Source organism: Nocardiopsis sp. NPDC057823, from assembly GCF_042797335.1.
Taxonomy (GTDB): domain Bacteria; phylum Actinomycetota; class Actinomycetes; order Streptosporangiales; family Streptosporangiaceae; genus Nocardiopsis; species Nocardiopsis changdeensis.
In genome coordinates, this window is sequence record NZ_JBHVLR010000014.1 from 133,692 (window position 1) to 149,568 (window position 15,877).

General features: G+C 76.2%; 13 protein-coding genes. 7 read left to right on the top strand and 6 right to left on the bottom strand.

The features are described 5' to 3' along the window. Positions 1–3 precede the first annotated feature (3 nt). Positions 4–1,038: a methyltransferase gene (locus tag ACFVNO_RS21845; RefSeq protein WP_378895317.1), complete on the top strand. Its 1,035-nt coding sequence runs from the start codon at positions 4–6 to the stop codon at positions 1,036–1,038. A 33-nt stretch (positions 1,039–1,071) separates the two neighbouring features. On the opposite strand, the gene ACFVNO_RS21850 is transcribed toward ACFVNO_RS21845, so the two are convergent. The 3 genes from ACFVNO_RS21850 to ACFVNO_RS21860 form a co-directional block, all read right to left on the bottom strand. After that, entirely contained in the window at positions 1,072–1,890 is an 819-nt protein-coding gene (locus ACFVNO_RS21850) for an NAD(P)H-binding protein (protein WP_378895320.1), read from the bottom strand. Between the two features lie 113 nt (positions 1,891–2,003). Continuing rightward, positions 2,004–2,717: a pyridoxamine 5'-phosphate oxidase family protein gene (locus ACFVNO_RS21855; protein ID WP_355258823.1), complete on the bottom strand. Its 714-nt coding sequence runs from the start codon at positions 2,715–2,717 to the stop codon at positions 2,004–2,006. A gap of 74 nt (positions 2,718–2,791) precedes the next feature. Then, a complete protein-coding gene (locus ACFVNO_RS21860; RefSeq protein ID WP_355259579.1) occupies positions 2,792–3,745 on the bottom strand; it encodes an NAD(P)-dependent alcohol dehydrogenase in 954 nt (317 codons plus the stop codon). Positions 3,746–3,867: 122 nt separating this feature from the next. Here ACFVNO_RS21860 and ACFVNO_RS21865 point away from each other — a divergent pair, with 122 nt between their 5' ends. The 4 genes from ACFVNO_RS21865 (at position 3,868) to ACFVNO_RS21880 (ending at position 8,796) form a co-directional block, all read left to right on the top strand. Then, on the top strand, positions 3,868–4,518 hold the full coding sequence (locus tag ACFVNO_RS21865; protein WP_355258820.1) for a helix-turn-helix domain-containing protein: 651 nt from the start codon (positions 3,868–3,870) through the stop codon (positions 4,516–4,518). Positions 4,519–4,531: 13 nt separating this feature from the next. Continuing rightward, entirely contained in the window at positions 4,532–5,968 is a 1,437-nt protein-coding gene (locus ACFVNO_RS21870; RefSeq protein WP_378895325.1) for a PLP-dependent aminotransferase family protein, read from the top strand. A 276-nt stretch (positions 5,969–6,244) separates the two neighbouring features. Further along, the gene (locus tag ACFVNO_RS21875; protein WP_378895328.1) at positions 6,245–7,042 is read left to right on the top strand and encodes a siderophore-interacting protein; all 798 of its coding nucleotides are present in this window, start codon (positions 6,245–6,247) and stop codon (positions 7,040–7,042) included. 146 nt (positions 7,043–7,188) lie between these two features. After that, positions 7,189–8,796: a glycoside hydrolase family 10 protein gene (locus ACFVNO_RS21880; RefSeq protein ID WP_378895331.1), complete on the top strand. Its 1,608-nt coding sequence runs from the start codon at positions 7,189–7,191 to the stop codon at positions 8,794–8,796. A 72-nt stretch (positions 8,797–8,868) separates the two neighbouring features. Here ACFVNO_RS21880 and ACFVNO_RS21885 read toward each other — a convergent pair whose 3' ends face one another. The 3 genes from ACFVNO_RS21885 to ACFVNO_RS21895 form a co-directional block, all read right to left on the bottom strand. Further along, entirely contained in the window at positions 8,869–9,627 is a 759-nt protein-coding gene (locus ACFVNO_RS21885; protein WP_378895334.1) for a thioesterase II family protein, read from the bottom strand. A 166-nt stretch (positions 9,628–9,793) separates the two neighbouring features. Next, positions 9,794–11,560, bottom strand: coding sequence for an ABC transporter ATP-binding protein (locus ACFVNO_RS21890; RefSeq protein ID WP_378895337.1), 1,767 nt, complete (start codon positions 11,558–11,560; stop codon positions 9,794–9,796). A 232-nt stretch (positions 11,561–11,792) separates the two neighbouring features. Continuing rightward, positions 11,793–13,541, bottom strand: a complete 1,749-nt coding sequence (locus ACFVNO_RS21895) for an ABC transporter ATP-binding protein (protein WP_378895340.1) — start codon at positions 13,539–13,541, stop codon at positions 11,793–11,795. Between the two features lie 373 nt (positions 13,542–13,914). Here ACFVNO_RS21895 and ACFVNO_RS21900 point away from each other — a divergent pair, with 373 nt between their 5' ends. Both ACFVNO_RS21900 and ACFVNO_RS21905 read left to right on the top strand, forming a co-directional pair. After that, a complete protein-coding gene (locus ACFVNO_RS21900; protein ID WP_378895343.1) occupies positions 13,915–14,919 on the top strand; it encodes an ABC transporter substrate-binding protein in 1,005 nt (334 codons plus the stop codon). 133 nt (positions 14,920–15,052) lie between these two features. Further along, entirely contained in the window at positions 15,053–15,844 is a 792-nt protein-coding gene (locus tag ACFVNO_RS21905) for a DUF4097 family beta strand repeat-containing protein (protein ID WP_378895346.1), read from the top strand. Positions 15,845–15,877: the final 33 nt, after the last annotated feature.

The following is a 15,877-nucleotide window of genomic DNA, read 5'->3' on the forward strand; positions in this document are numbered from 1 at the left end:
CCGTTGGGTGACACGAGCGAGGAAGCCCGCGCCCACCGCACCCTGGGCGGGATGCTGTTCGGCGGCATGGTCGCCCACCTCGTGGGCGGCGCCGTCCGCCTGGGCCTGCCCGACGCCCTGGGCGAGGGGGAGGCGACCGCGGCCGAGCTGGCCCGCGCCCTGGACGCGCGCGCCGACACCCTCGAACGCCTGCTGCGGGCGCTGGAGGCCGTGGATCTGGTGGCCGAGACCGGCCCGGGCCGGTACGCCCTCACCCCGGCCGGGCACCTGCTGCGCACCGACCACCCCGACTCCCGGGCGGCCATCGCCCGGTTCTACACCGACGCGCTGCTGCTGGACTCCTGGCGGGAGCTGCCGCAGAGCGTGCGCGACGGCTCGGTGGCGTTCGAGCGCGTGCACGGCACGTCGTTCTTCGAGCACCTGGACGGGCACCCCGACCGGGCGGAGATGTTCCACGCGGCCATGGCCGACGGCACCCGCGGCACCGCCCGGGTGCTGCCCGACGCCTACGACTTCGCGCCCTTCTCCACGGTGGTGGACGTGGGCGGCGGCGACGGCACGCTGATCTCGGCGGTGCTGGCCCGCCACCCGCACCTGGCCGGCGTGCTGTTCGACGCGCCCGGCGGCGCCGCCCGCGCCCCGGCGGTCCTGGAGAAGGCCGGGGTCGCCGACCGGTGCTCGGTGGTGGCCGGGGACTTCTTCCGCTCCCTGCCGGCCGGGGACGTGATGCTGCTCAAGAGCATCGTCCACGACTGGGACGACGAGCGCGCGGCGACGATCCTGTCCCGCTGCCGGGAAGCGGTCTCCGACGGCGGCCGGCTGCTGCTGGTGGAGCCGATGCTGCCGGACGGCCCCGGCGCGGCCGGTCCGCCGGTGCCGTTCCTGAGCGACCTGAACATGCTGGTCAACACCGGCGGCCGGGAGCGCACCCGGGCCGACTTCGAGGCCCTGTGCGCCCGGACCGGGTTCGCGCTGGAGTCGGTGCGCACGCTGCCCGCACCCTCGGGGAACACGCTGGTCGAGGCCGTCCCGGTGTGAGGCCGGGCGGCCCTGAGGCCGCCCGGCACCGGCTCAGGCCCGGAAGGCGTCGGCGTTCTCGCGCGCCCACTGCGCGAAGGTGAGCGCGGGGCGCCCGGTGACCTCCCGCACCGTGGGCAGCACCCGGGCCGCCGCCTCGGGCGGGCCCAGGGCCAGGGCGACGCCGAACTCGACGTAATCCTCGGGGAAGCCCTGGGAGCGCAGGCGCTCGCGCTCCTGGTCCTCGGTCAGGTGCACCCAGCCGACCTCCGTGCCCAGCGCCTCCCCCAGGTCGCGCGCCCGCTCGGCGGGGGTGAGCGCCTGCGGGCCGGTCAGGACCAGGTCGCGGCCGCCCTGGCCGCCCTCGGTCAGGGCCGCGCCCGCGACGGCGGCGATGTCGGCCTCGTGGACCACGGCGCTGGGCCAGGCTGCCAGGGTCCGCACCGCGCCCGCCTCCCGCACGTCGGGGGCCCACTCCAGGGCGCCGGACATGAACTCCATCGGGGCCAGCACCGTCCACTCCAGGCGGTCGGTGCGCACGGCGTCCTCCATCGGGCTGCCGCCGAAGGCGCCCAGGACGGTGGCGCGCCGCACCCCGGAGGCGACGGCCAGCTCGACGATGCCGACGGCCTCGGCCAGCTCGGCCCCGTCGTCGCCGCCGAAGGTGATGAGGTGGACGCCGTCCACCCCGGCGAAGGCGTCCTTCAGCGTGGCGGGGTCGGTGAGGTCGCCGCCCGCCACCTCCACCCCGGGGCCGAGGTCGGTCCGGTCGGGGCGGCGGGTGAGCGCCCGGACGGGGTGCCCCCGGTCGGCCAGCCACCGCACCAGGTGGCGCCCCACGGTCCCCGTCGCACCGGTCACCAGAACGGTCATGTCGCTCCCTCGTCTCGCGCGTTCCGCTTCGGTGACCCCACTCTCGCGGGGGTGGAGGCCACTTGGTGTCCTCCACTCGCACGGATTCCGGGAGGTTCCCGCCCCGCCCGGGGTCAGGCGGGCGAGCGGTGCTCCCGCAGGTGGCGCGGGACCCCGATGCCCGGCTTGAGCAGCGGGTCCGGCTCCGGCTCGCCGTACACCTGCCGGACGGGGACGATCCCGGCCCACACGTCCAGGTCCATGTCCTCCTCCTCGTCCCCCGGCGGCCCGGTGCGGACCTTCACCGACGCCTCGGCCAGGGACAGCGCCAGCACCCGGGTGGCCGCCATCTCCTTGCGGTCGGGCTCGCGGATCTCCTCCCAGCGGCCCGGGGCGATCTGCTCGGTCAGGGCCCGCAGCCCGGCCGTGCGCTCGTCCGGGTCGGTCACCACCCGCGGGCGGCCGTAGACCATCGCCGACCGGTGGTTCACCGAGTGGTGGAACGCCGACCGGGCCAGCACCAGGGCGTCCACGAGGGTGACCGTCACGCACACCTCGCCGTCGGCGTTCATCGACCGCGCCCCGGTGGACCCGTGCAGGTAGAGGGTGTCGCCGATGCGGCCGTAGGCGGTGGGCATCACGCGGGGGGCGCCGTCCACGACCACGCCCAGGTGGCAGAACAGGCCCTCGTCGAGCAGGGCGTACAGCTCGGCGCGGTCCTCGCGCTGCTTGTGCCTGCCCCGGCGCAGCCGGGTCCGGTCGGTGGCGGACAGGGGCGCGGACGCGGGGTCCGGGGCGGCCGGGGCCTGCGGGCCCCGGCCGGGAACGGTTTCGGTGGTCGAGTGCATGCCTTCACGTTAGGAGCCGGGTGGCCCTCCGAACAGGGCCACTTCCGCCCCGAAACGCACGACCACTTCGGTGCTCAGGCGGTCGTGTCGACGACCACCTTGCCGCGCACGCCGCCCGCCTCCAGCGCACGGTGCGCCCCGGCCAGGTCCGAGAGCGGGAACACCCGGTCCACCACCGGCCGCAGGTCGCCGGCCTCGACCAGGCGGGCCACCTCCTCCAGCAGGTCCCGGCGCGGGTTCCCGCTGAAGAACCGCACCCGGCCGCGGCCGTGCACCGCCGAGCCCAGGATGTACCCCAGGGACCGGAGCGGGCGGTCCAGGTCGAAGGACACCGCGACCATCCGCCCGCCCGGGGCCAGCAGGGCCCGGTAGGCGGGCAGGTCGGTGCCCACCGTGTCCAGGACGACGTCGAAGCGGCCCAGGTCGGCCGGGGCGGTGGTGCGGTAGTCGAAGGCCTCGTCGGCGCCCAGCTCCCGGGCCAGGTCCAGGTGCTCGGCCCGGGCCAGGGCGGTGACGTGCGCGCCGTAGGCCCTGCCCAGCTGCACCCCGCTCACGCCGACGCCGCCGGTGGCGCCGCGCACCAGCAGCCGCTCCCCCGGGCGCAGCCGCGCCTTGTCGCGCAGGGCGGTGACGGTGGTGGTGGCCACCGGGATCGCCACCGCCTGGAGCGGGTCCATGCCCCGGGGGACGGCGGCGATCCGGTCCGGCGCCACCGCCGCGTACTCGGCCGCGGCGCCGAAGGCGCGCAGCAGGCCCCAGACGCGTTCGCCGACCCCGACGCCGCGCACGTTCGCGCCCACCGCGACCACGTCGCCGACGAAGTCCAGGCCCAGCCGCCGGGGAGGCCCGCCCATGACCAGGCCGCCCAGCGGGCCCAGTGCGCCCGAGCGCCCCGAGAGCTCGCCGCCGTTGACGCTGGTGGCCAGCACCCGCACTAGGACGCGGTCGTCGCCGTGGTCGGGCACCGGCAGGCGCCCCTGGTAGATCACCTCCGGCGGCCCGTACCGGTCGAACAGCGCCGCGCGCATCTCCTGTGCCACCCGTCTCCTCCGTTCACGGTGGGGCGTGCGGACCGCCGTCCGGCCCGTGCCCCGTGAACGGTAACCAGGGAAACGGAGGGCATCGTCCACTTAGCGGTAATGTGAGACACATGCCCGGAGATCCGTCTCAGATGGCGTCGGCCGGACCCGCGCTGCGCGCCGACGCCCTGCGCAACCGCGAGCGCATCCTGCGCGCCGCCCGCGAGGCGTTCGCCTCCCACGGCATCGACGTGCCCATGGCCACCATCGCCCGCCGCGCCGGGGTGGGCACCGCCACCCTGTACCGGCGCTTCCCCACGCGCGACGACCTGGTCGCCGCGGCCTTCGCCGACCAGGCCTCCGCCTGCGCCGACCTCGTCGACCACGCCCTGGCCGACCCCGACCCCTGGCGCGGGTTCGCGTCCTCGCTGTACCGCATCGCCGCCATGCAGGTCGCCGACCGGGGGTTCGGCGCCGCGTTCCTGAGCGCCTCCCCCCTCTCACCCGAACTGGAGGAGCGCCGCGCGCGGGCCGAGGAGGGGTTCGCGCGGCTGATCCTGCGCGCCAAACAGGCCGGGGCCCTGCGCGCCGACTTCGAGCGCACCGACCTCACCCTGGTCCTCATGGCCGTCGACGGCATCCGCGCCGACACGGCCGAGGCGGCGCTGGCCGCCGCCCGCCGCATGGTCGGCCACCTGCTGCGGTCCTTCCGCACCGACCCCGGCTCCGCGCCGCCGCTGCCGCCGCCCGCGCCGGTCGGCCTGTACCACCTCGAACTCTAGGAAGCCCGCGCCCGTGCCCCGACAGCACGCCGAACCGGCCCTGCGCCTGGACCGCTCCGACGACGCGCCGCTCACCCTCCAGCTGGCCGCCGCCCTGCGCGCGGCCGTGACCGGCGGGTCCCTCACCCCGGGCGAGCGCCTGCCCTCCAGCCGGACCCTCGCCGCCCAACTGGGGGTCAGCCGCACCGTCGTCACCGACGCCTACCAGCAGCTGTACGCCGAGGGGTGGCTGGAGGGCCGGCACGGGTCGGGCACCTTCGTCGCCCCGGGCGCCGCGCCCGCACCCGCCGAGCCCACGCCCATCGAACCGGCCTGGCGCACCGCCGCCGCCCGCAGCGGCCGCACCGCGACGGAGGACCGGCCCACCCGCGCCGAGCTGCGCGAACGCGGCCTGATCGACCTGCGCCCGGGCGCGCCCTGGGTGGGGTCGGTGGACCGGGCGGCCTGGCGGCGGGCCTGGCGCGCCGCCGCCGACCTGCCCCAGGACGACGACCCGGACCCGCGCGGCCTGCCGGAGCTGCGCTCCCTGCTCGCCGAGCACCTGCGCCGGTACCGCGGGATCGCCGTGGGCCCGGAGAACGTCCTGGTCACCCGCGGCACCGGCAACGGGCTGGACCTGGCGGGGGCGGCGCTGATCGCCCCGGGCGACCGGGTGGGGGTGGAGGAGCCGGGGTACGGGAAGGCCCGCGCCGTGCTGGCCGCCCGCGGGGCGCGCGTCGTCCCGTGCCCGGTGGACCGCGACGGGCTGGTCGTGGACGCGCTCCCCGACGGCCTGGGCCTGGTGTACACCACCCCGGCCCACCAGTACCCGCTGGGCGGCAGGCTGCCGGTGCCCCGCCGCGAGCTGCTGATCTCGTGGGCGCGGGCGACGGGGGCGGTGGTCATCGAGGACGACTACGACGCCGAGTTCCGCTACGACGTGGCCCCGCTGCCCGCCCTGTACGGGATGGACCCGGGGCGGGTGGTGCTGCTGGGGACCCTGTCCAAGACCCTCACCCCGGACCTGGGCATCGGGTGGATCGTCGCCGAACCCGACCTGGTGGAGCACCTGGCGCGGGTGCGCCGCAACCTGACCGACCGCACCCCGGGCCCGGTGCAGGCCGCCACGGCGCTGCTGCTGGAGCGCGGCGACCTGGACCGGCACCTGCGGCGGATGCGCGCCGAGTACGCGCGCCGCCGCGCCCTGCTCATCGAGTACCTGGGGCCGCGCCTGACCGGGGACACCGCGGGGCTGCACGCGATGCTGCCGCTGCCCGCCCGCGAGGTGGCCCCGGTGGTCGCCGAGGCCGCCGCCCGCGGCGTGGTGGTCGACGACACCGGCCGCACCAGCCACGGCGAGCCGACCGTGCACGGCCTGGTCCTGGGCTACGGCTCGGCGTCCTCACCCCAGCTGCGGCGCGGCTGCGCCGTGCTCGCCGGCATCCTCGACCGCCGCCTCGGCCCCGCCTGACCCGCTCCGGCCCGGCCGGTCCGCGCGTCCCGCGGCATGAGGTGCGGCCTCACCCGCCGACCCGTGTCATCGCCCCTTCTCTCGTCGGAGCCTCAGGAGTGCCCCCGCCCGGGCGACGACCTCCCGGCGGCCGCCGTCGGGGGGCATGGGGCCTCCAAGGTCGGAAGAAGCGATTCTAGAGGGGCCGGTCGGCGGGCCCGGGTCGACGGGGGCGGGTTGGTAAGGCTAACCTCAGGGACGTTCGTGCTCGTTCGTCCGATCCGAGAAGAGTGCCCCGTGCGTGTCGAGAACCCCGCCCACCGCGCGATCATGCGCGCCCGCGTCGTGCGCACCGAGCGGGTCACCAAGCACTTCATCAACATCACCCTGGGCGGGGAGGAGCTCGCGGACTTCGAGTTCCTGGGCCGCGACCAGTTCGTGCGCCTGTTCCTGACCCGCCCCGGCCAGGACCGCCTGCACCTGCCCACCGCCACCGACCGCCGCTGGGTGTCGCAGCTGTACGACATGCCCAAGGAGCGCCAGCCCTACGTGCGCAACTACTCGGTGCGCCGGTTCGACGCCCCGGCCCGGGAGATGGACATCGAGTTCGTCGACCACGGCGAGGGTGGCCCGGCCTCGGCGTGGGCGCGGGCGGCGCGGCCCGGCAACGAGATCGGCCTGCTCACCGACGGCGTCTACTACCTGCCCTCCCCCGGCGCCGGGTTCCAGCTGCTGGTGGGCGACGAGAGCGCGCTCCCGGCGCTGGTGTCGATCCTGGAGCAGGCGCCCGAGACCCTCAGGGCCCGCGTGTACCTGGAGGTGCCCTCGGCCGACGACGTCCGCCCGCTGCGGTCGCTGCCGGGGGTCGAGGTGCACTGGCTGCCCCGCACCGACCCGCACGCGGTGCCCGGCCGCCTGGCACTGGAGGCGGTGCGCGCCGCCGAGCTGCCGCAGGAGCGCCTGTACTGCTTCGTCGCCGGGGAGAACGCGCTGCCCACCGAGCTGCGCCGCCACCTGGTGCGCGAGCGGGGCGTGGCCAAGGACGACATCACCTTCATCGGCTACTGGAAGTACGGCCAGGCGGTGACCGACTGACCGGACACACAGAGCCACACTGGTTTACCCGGCGAAGGTAAAATTATTCTCTTCGAGGCTCCTGTGTGTCTGAAATGTTATGTAATGACCTACTCTGATGCCTGGTGCGCCGCACGGCGCCCCCAGCCAGGCCCCGAGGAGGTCACGTGGCATCCGGCCGACACAGCACCCGCACCGCTCCCCGCCCCTACCGGAAGTGGGCGGCCTTCGGCGCCGCCGCGGCGGTGATCGCCGCCGGCTACGCGGTCGCGGGCGCCGCCGACGCCCCCGCGCCCGGCCCCGGCGCCTCCCTGTGCCGGGCCGCGGACGACAAGCGCGAGATGCGCGGCGCCTGGCTGACCACCGTCGGCAACATCGACTGGCCCTCCGAGCCCGGCCTGTCCGCCGAGGAGCAGCAGGCGGAGCTGGACACGCGCCTGGACGAGGCCGCCGAGCTGGGCCTGAACACCGTGTTCCTGCACGTGCGCCCCACCACCGACGCCGTCTACGAGTCCGACCTGGAGCCCTGGTCGCGCTACCTCACCGGCGAGCAGGGCGGCGACCCCGGCTACGACCCGCTGGAGTACGCCGTCGCCGGGGCCCACGAACGCGGCCTGGAACTGCACGCCTGGTTCAACCCCTACCGCGTCGGCATCTCCTCCGACCTGGAGACCCTCGCCGACGACCACCCCGTCAAGGAGCACCCCGACTGGATGGTCCGCTACGGCGGCGAGGGGTTCCTCGACCCCGGCAACCCCGAGGTACGGGCCTGGGTCACCGACGTGATCATGGACGTCGTGGACCGCTACGACATCGACGGCGTCCATTTCGACGACTTCTTCTACCCCTACCCCAAGGACGGCGAGGAGTTCGACGACGACGCCTCCTGGGAGGCGCACGGCGGGGACTTCGACGACCGCGACGACTGGCGCCGCGACAACGTCAACCGGTTCGTCGCCGGGATCCACGAGCGCATCGAGGAGGAGAAGCCCTGGGTCCGGTTCGGCATCTCCCCGTTCGGGATCTGGCGCAACGCGGGCAGCGACCCCGCCGGGTCGGACACCGACGGCCTGGAGTCCTACGCCGCCCAGCACGCCGACACCCGCACCTGGATCCAGGACGGCACCATCGACTACGTGGTCCCGCAGCTGTACTGGGAGCGCGGGTTCGCCGCGGCCGACTACGAGGTCCTCACCGACTGGTGGGCCGACCAGGTGGAGGGCACCGGCGTGGACCTGTACATCGGCCAGGCCGCCTACCGGGCGGGCGAGCCCGGCTGGCGCGGCGAGAGCGCCCTGTCCGACCAGCTCGACTACTCCGACGGTGTCGAGCAGGTGGGCGGCGACGTGTACTTCTCCTTCACGTCGCTCACCGAGGAGGCCGCGGAGGCGTTCGGCCACCTGCGCGAGGAGTACTACTCCGACCCGGCGCTGCCGCCCCTGGCGGACGTGGCGCCCGACACCGACCCCGAGGTGGGGGAGGTCCGCGGCCTGAGCGCCGAGACCGGCGAAGACGGCACCGAGCTGTCCTGGAGGGAGCTGGACGGGGCCCGCTCCTACGCGGTCTACCGCGTCGGCGCCGACCAGGCCGAGGCGGTGGCCTCCGGGGACATCGAGGACGTGTGCGAGGCGTTGACCGCCGACGCCCTGCTCGGGGTCACCGGCACCACCTCCTGGACCGACCGCTCCGACGGGGAGGGCGCCTACGTCGTGACCGCGCTGGACCGGTACCGGATCGAGGGGCCCGCGGCGGACCCGGTGGACCCGCGCCTGTGACGGCTCCCCGCCCGTGACCGGGGGCGCGGCCGCGGCGGGAGGGCCGTCCGGCCTTCCCGTCGGCGGCCCCGGTCAGACCGCGCCGGCGAGGTCGCGGACGAGGACGCGCAGCACCTCGGCCCGGTGCCGGACGGGGAAGAAGTGGCCGCCGGGCAGCACCTCCAGGACGTGCCCGCGCGTGGTGAGATCGCCCCAGCGGTCCACCTCGGCGGGTGAGACGGAGGGGTCGTCGGCCCCGGCCAGCGCCGTGACCGGCACGTCCAGGGGTTCGGGGGCGGCGGGCCGGTAGGCGTCGACGAGCCGGTAGTCGCCGCGCACCGGGGGCAGTACCAGGGACCGCAGGTCGGGGTCGTCCAGCAGGCCGGGGGGCGTGCCGCCGAGCTTCTCGAGGACGGCGACCAGGCCGTCGTCGTCCAGCAGGTGGACGCCGGAGGCGGGCTCCTCACGTCCGGGGGCGCGCCGCGCCGACGCGAACAGGCGCACCGGCGGGCCCAGCGGACCGCCCGCCAGGCGGCGGGCCGCCTCGTAGGCGACCAGCGAGCCCATGCTGTGGCCGAACAGCGCGTAGGGGCCGGTCAGGTGGCCCTCCAGGGCCGCCGCGGCCCCCGCCGCCAGGTCCTCCAGCCGCGCGGGCAGGGGCTCGCCGAACCGGGTCTCCCGGCCGGGGTACTGCACGACGGCCGACGCGAACTCCTCCGGCAGGCCGGCCGCCCACTCCCGGTAGAAGTTGGCCGTCCCGCCCGCGTGCGGGAAGAGCACCACCGTCAGCCGGGCCCCGGGCCTGGCGTGGAAACGGCGCAGCCAGGGCGTCCCCGTGTCGGGAACGGTCATCTCACACCCACCCTTCAACGTCCTTCGCGTCGATGTCCGTCACGTCGACGCCTGTCGCGGACGGTCCGCCGCCGCGGACCGCACCGTCCGCCCGCCGCCCGGCCCGGACTCCGCCGTAACCCGCGCCCCGCACGGCCGGCCGGCGCGGTGCCCGCCGGGCCGGGGCTCAGGCGGTGCCCTGCCAGCTGCGCCACAGGTCGGCGTAGCGGCCGCCGGCCGCCACCAGGTCGGCGTGCGGGCCCTGCTCGACGACGCGGCCGCGGTCCATCACCACCACCCGGTCGGCGGCCTGCGCCTGGGTCAGCCGGTGCGCCACCACCAGGGTGGTGCGGCCCTCGGTGGCCGCCAGCGAGGCCCGCTCCAGGCGGCGCGCACCCGCGCTGCCCGCCTCCGCGGTGGCCTCGTCCAGCACCGCGACCGGCGGGTCGGCCAGCACCATCCGGGCCAGCGCCAGGTGCTGGGCCTGTTCGGCGGTGAGCGGGTGGCCGCCCTCGCCGACCACGGTGTCCAGCCCCTCGGGCAGCGCCCGCACCCAGCCGAGCGCGTCCACCCGCTCCAGCGCGGCCTCCGCCTCGGCGGCGCCCGCCCCGGGGCGGGCCAGCCGCAGGTCCTCCAGCAGGGTCCCGGCGAACACGTGGGTCTCCTGGCTGACCAGGTACACGTGCCCGCGCAGCAGGCGCTCGCCCAGGTCGGCCAGCGGCACCCCGCCCAGGTACACCTCGCCCGTGTCGGGGACGCGCAGGCCCGTGATCACCGCCGCCAGCGTGCTCTTGCCCGCACCGCTGGCGCCCACCAGCGCCACCCGTTCCCCGGGGGCGATCTCCAGCGACACCCCGTCCAGGGCGGGCGGGGTGTCGGGGCCGTACCGGTGCGCGACCTCCTTGACCCGCACCGACGCGTCCTGCGGCTCGCGCGGCCGTTCCGGCTCGGGGGCCTCGGGCAGGTCCACCACCCCGGCGAGCCGGGCCAGGCTCGCCCCGGCCGACTGCACCTCGTTGAAGTTCATGACCAGGAACATCATCGGGCCGAACAGCCGGTGGAAGTACAGCGCCGCGGCGGTGACCGCTCCCACCGTGACGAGTTCGCCGCGCACCAGCCAGAACCCCGCGACCAGCACCGCCGTCAGCCCCACGCACTCGGCGCCGTTGAGCCGCGACCCGAACCGGGTGAGCAGCCGGAACACCGACAGCGTGATGTCCATGGCCGCCAGGGACCGGTCGGAGACCCGCCCCTCGTGCTCCTCCTCGCGCCGGTAGGCGCGCACCGCCGACCGCCCGCGCAGCGCGCCCATCATGGCGTGCGACCGCTCGCCCATCGCGATCCGCTCGCGGGCGTAGTAGGGGCCCGAGAGCGGCAGGTACCAGCGGGCCGCCCACACGTAGACCGGCAGGGCGCACAGCCCGGCCAGGCCCAGCCGCCAGTCCAGGGCGGTCATCCCGGCCGCCGTCGACAGCACCATGGCCAGCGCGATCACCACGTCGGGGCCGTTGCGGGCGATGCCGGTGGTGACCACGGCGACGTCGTCGCCCACCCGGGACAGCAGGTCGCCGATGCGCACCCGCTCCACCTGCGCGGCGGGCATGTGCAGGACCCGGTCCATGACCCGCTCGCGCAGCCGCGCCAGGATCCGCTCCCCGGCCCGTGTCACCAGCCAGGCGCCCGCCCCGGTGAGCAGGCCCCCGAGCAGTGCCGCCGCGGCGATGATCCCGGCCGCGCGCAGCACCGCGTCCAGTCCGGCGCCGCCGGAGATGTCGTCGACCATGGTGCCCAGCGTCCAGGGGGCGACCAGGCCGACCGCGCTGCCCGCCAGCACCACGACCAGGGACAGGGGCGTGCCCCAGCCGCTGCGCCGCACCCCGTCGCCGAGCACCGCCCAGGTGCGCCGGGCCGACGCGGTGGGCAGCAGGTCCGCGCGTTCGTCGATCGCGCTCACGCGGTCACCGTCCTTTCCGTGCCCGGCGCGCCCGCGCCCGGGGAACCTGCCTCTGTGCCCGGTGCCCCGCCCCGGGCGGGTCCGCCGTCCGCCGCCGTGCCCGGGAGGGCGGGACCGCGGGGTGGTGCGGCCGCTCGCCGGGTCACGCCGCGGCCGGGCCGTGCCGCCGGACCGCGGCGGCACGTCGCCGCACGGCGGGGGGAGCCCCCGGCCGTGCGGGAGGGAGGGGGCGTCACCGCAGGACCGCCTCGGCGTAGGCGGGGTCCCGGCCGACCAGCTCGGCGTGGGTGCCCACGGTCCGGACGCGCCCCTCCTCCAGGACGACCACCCGGTCGGTGCGGGAGAGCAGCGCCGGGCTGGCGGCCACCACGAGGGTGGCCCCCGCCGGGGCGCGGTCGGCGCGGGCCCGGGTCAGTCCGCGGGCGATCGCCTCCTCGGTGACCGCGTCCACGGCGGTGGTGGGGTCGTGCAGGACCAGCACCGGCGGGTCCGCGGCCAGGGCGCGAGCCAGGGCGGCGCGCTGGCGCTGCCCGCCGGACAGGTTCGCGGCCCGGTCGGCGATGGGCCGGTCCAGGCCCTGGGCGTGCCCGGTGACCAGGTCCTCGGCCCCGGCGGCGCGCAGCGCCTCGCGCAGGTGCGCCTCGTCGCGGTCGCCGCCGGTGGCCAGGTTGGTGCGCAGCGTGCCCTCGAACAGGGTCGCCCCGTGCTCCTCCACCAGGACGGCGGCGCGCAGCGCGGCCAGGTCGAGCTCGTGCACGGGCACCCCGCCCACCGCGGCCCGGCCCTCCTCGACGTCCTCGGGGACGGCCCGGCCCGACAGCAGCTCCAGCAGCGCCTCGGCGTCGCGCGGGTCGGTGGCCAGCACACCCACGGTCTCGCCCGGGGCCAGCCGCAGGTCGACTCCGCGCAGGGTGCGGTAGGCGACCCCGTCCAGTTCCACCACGGGATCGGCCGGGACCGGCCGCTCGCCGGGGGTGACGGCGGCGGGAGCGGTCAGCAGCCGGACCAGGCGGCGGGCCGAGGCGCGGGAGGTGGCGAAGAGCTGGCCGACCATGCCCAGGCCCTGGACGGGTTCGGCCAGGAACTGGGCCAGGCCCACCACGGTGATGAGCTCACCGATGGTCAGCCGCCCCTCCAGCGCCATCCAGCCGGCGACCGCGGCCACGCACGCCAGGAACAGCACGCCCGCGGCCGACACCATGCCGCGGTACACGCCGTTGCTGGCCGCGGCCGACACCGAGGCGGTGAGGGCGACGCCGCTGGCCCGGCGGTAGCGGTCGGCGGCGGCGCGGCGGGCGCCCATGCCCATGAGCACGCGCAGGCCGCCGACCAGGTCGGTGGCCAGGGCGGTGGCCCCGGCGGCGGTGGCCTGCTTGGCCTCGCTGCGCCGGGTGATGCGGGCGGCGGGGAAGCGCAGCAGCAGCATCATCAGCGGCACCCCGACCAGGACGCCGATCCCCAGGGGGACGTCGATGGCCAGCAGGGCTACGGTGGTGACGGTGATCGCGCTGCCCATGGCGATGAGCCCGATCCAGGCGCGCACGTACTGGGAGGCCTGCTCGGCGTCGGATGTGGCCACGGACAGCAGCTCCCCGGCGCGCAGTCCGCTGCGCTCCCCGCGCGGGTCCAGGGCCCGGCGGGCGGCCTCCACCCGCAGCAGGTGGGCCTCGTTCTCGGCGGCCCGCATGGAGAACCGGGCGCCGATGCGGTAGGCGAGGGCCAGCACCGTGAACAGGGCGGCCATGCCCAGGACGCACAGGGCCAGGGCGCCGACGTCGCCGGTGAAGACGGCCCGGTCGATGGTGACGCCGATGGCCACGGGGACCAGGGCCTCGGCGAGCTGGTGCAGGGAGTGCAGGGCGGTGGCGCAGGCGGCGTCGCGGCGGTTGCGGCGCAGGGTGCGCCGGCCCAGGGCGCGGACGTCGGCGGGGACGCCGTCGGGGGTGCGCACGTCGGCGGGGGCGTCGGCGGTTGCGCTCACGCGGCCGTCCCGTCCGGGCCGGGGCGTACGCCCGCCCTTGAACCTGTGGTCATCCGATCGTCCCATTCCCTGTCGTCGTGCCGCGAACAGGCTAGCCAGGCCCGGACACCGCCGCGAACGCGCCCCCGCGGGGCACGGGAGGGCTCCGCGGAATCGACCCGCAGCGGCCCCGCCGGACATGACCCACGTCACACGCGCGCCGGCGCGCGGAGCACCGGCCGCACCGGAACCGCCCGCGCGTGGGGGCTCACCGCGCCGCGGGCCCCGCGGCGCGCCGTTCATCCCGGTTTGCACCCACCCCGGAGTCCATCACTATGATTCACCTTAGGCAAGCCTAAGCTGACCGTGACCTTCCCGAGAATGATGAGGCTCCATGAACCGTGGCCCGCTGACCCGCGGCGGCGCGATCGCCGCCGGCGCGCTCTCCGTCCTGATGCTCGCCGCCTGCGGCGGCGGGGCGGCCGAGGAGCCCGACTCCCCCTCCGGCGGGGCCGCCGAGGGCTACCCCGTCACCGTCCCGACCCTCTTCGGGGACGTCACCGTCGAGGACCGCCCCGAGAACGTGGTGGCCATGGGCTGGTCCGACGCCGAGACCGCGCTCGCCCTGGGCGTACAGCCGGTCGGCGTCGCCGACTGGCAGGCCTACGGCTCCCCCGGCGTCGGCCCCTGGGCCGCCGACCTGTTCGACTCCGAGCCCGCCCAGCTGGCCACCCTGGAGCCGAACCTGGAGGAGATCGCGGCCCTGGAGCCCGACGTCATCCTCGACACCCGCTCCGACAACAGCCGGGAGCGCTACGACCTGCTCTCCCCGGTCGCCCCGGTGATCGGCCCGCCGCCCGGCGTGGAGGTCACCTACGGCACCACCTGGCAGGAGCAGACCCGCCAGGTCGCGCTGGCCCTGAACGAGGAGGAGCGCGGCGAGGAGCTGATCTCCGAGCTGGAGGGGGAGTTCGAGGCCCTGCGCGAGGAGAACCCGGACTTCGCCGACGTCACCATCGCCGTGGGCGCCTACTTCGACGGCCAGTACGGCGCCTACGTGCCCGGCGACAGCCGCGTCGACGTACTCCAGGACCTGGGCTTCGAGTACAAGTCCGAGATCACCGACATGGCCGACGGCGCGTTCTACGTCGACCTCAGCCCGGAGCTGGTGGAGGTCCTGGACGCCGACCTGACCATCGTCTTCCCGATCGGCGACGTCGCCGAGACGCTGAAGGAGGACCCGGTCCTGCAGGGCATCGGCTCCGCGCAGGACGGGCGCCTCATCATCCTGGACGACCCGGAGCTGGCCAACGCCTTCTCCAGCGGCTCCACCCTGGGCGTCTCCTACGCCCTGGAGGGCATCGTCCCCCTCATCCACGAGGCGCTCGGCCGGGAGTGACGTCCTCCGCGAGCGCGCGGGGGCCCCGGGGCGGACGCCCCGGGGCCCCCGGCGTTCCGGCCGGGGCCGCGCTTGACCCGACACGTGCCCGCACGTGGGGGTCCGCTGCCGACGGGCGCACTAACGTCGCGGCATGAGCAACGCCCGCGTCCCGTCCCGCCGCACCCGGAGGGTCCGCGCGGCCCTGCGCCGCCCCGCCGCGGCGACCGCGGTAGGCGTCCTGGTACTCCTGGCCGCCACGGCCTGCGCCCCGGACCGGGCCCCCGAACCGGAGCAGGCGGGCTTCGCCCCCTCCTCCGACCTGCTCACCATCGACGCCGACAACGGCAACCTGCGCGTCTCCCCCGGCGACGTCGACGAGGTCGAGGTGACCCGCTGGATCTCCTCCAGCTCCCTGCTGGGCTCCCCCGAGGCCGACTGGGGCCTCACCGGCGACACCCTCCGGCTGCGCGTGCGCTGCGGGGCCCTCACCGACTGCGAGGCCGAGTACGAGGTGATCGTCCCGGAGGGCACCACCCTCACCGTGGTGAGCGACAGCGGCGACATCACGGCCTTCGGCTTCGTCCGACCCCTGACCGCGACCAGCGGCGACGGCCGCGTCTCGGTCTCCGACACCATCGGTCCCCTCACCATGGCCAGCGACGGCGGCGACCTCATCGGCCGGGGGCTCGCCTCGGACGAGGTGGAGGCCGTCACCGCCGACGGCGACGTCGACCTGGAGCTCACCGCCGTCCCCGACGCCGTGACGGTGCGCACCGGCGACGGCGACGCCGACATCACACTGCCCGAGGCCTCCTACGCCGTGGACGCCTCCTCCGGCGAAGGCGAGGTGGTCACCGAGGTCGACACCGACCCCGGCAGCGCACACCGCGTGGACGCCACCGCGGGCGGCGGCCGCATCCGCCTGCTCACCGCCCCGGTCTGAATCCATCGGGGCCACCGCGTGCCGTGGGCGGTG

What these genes read in the sequence shown, in the direction of transcription:
- ACFVNO_RS21885 (WP_378895334.1), bottom strand. Translation starts at nt 9,627, where the DNA reads ATGACCGTTCCCGACACGGGGACGCCCTGGCTGCGCCGTTTCCACGCC.
- ACFVNO_RS21900 (WP_378895343.1), top strand. Translation starts at nt 13,915, where the DNA reads ATGAACCGTGGCCCGCTGACCCGCGGCGGCGCGATCGCCGCCGGCGCG.
- ACFVNO_RS21865 (WP_355258820.1), top strand. Translation starts at nt 3,868, where the DNA reads ATGCCCGGAGATCCGTCTCAGATGGCGTCGGCCGGACCCGCGCTGCGC.
- ACFVNO_RS21855 (WP_355258823.1), bottom strand. Translation starts at nt 2,717, where the DNA reads ATGCACTCGACCACCGAAACCGTTCCCGGCCGGGGCCCGCAGGCCCCG.
- ACFVNO_RS21850 (WP_378895320.1), bottom strand. Translation starts at nt 1,890, where the DNA reads ATGACCGTTCTGGTGACCGGTGCGACGGGGACCGTGGGGCGCCACCTG.
- ACFVNO_RS21905 (WP_378895346.1), top strand. Translation starts at nt 15,053, where the DNA reads ATGAGCAACGCCCGCGTCCCGTCCCGCCGCACCCGGAGGGTCCGCGCG.
- ACFVNO_RS21860 (WP_355259579.1), bottom strand. Translation starts at nt 3,745, where the DNA reads ATGCGCGCGGCGCTGTTCGACCGGTACGGGCCGCCGGAGGTGATCTAC.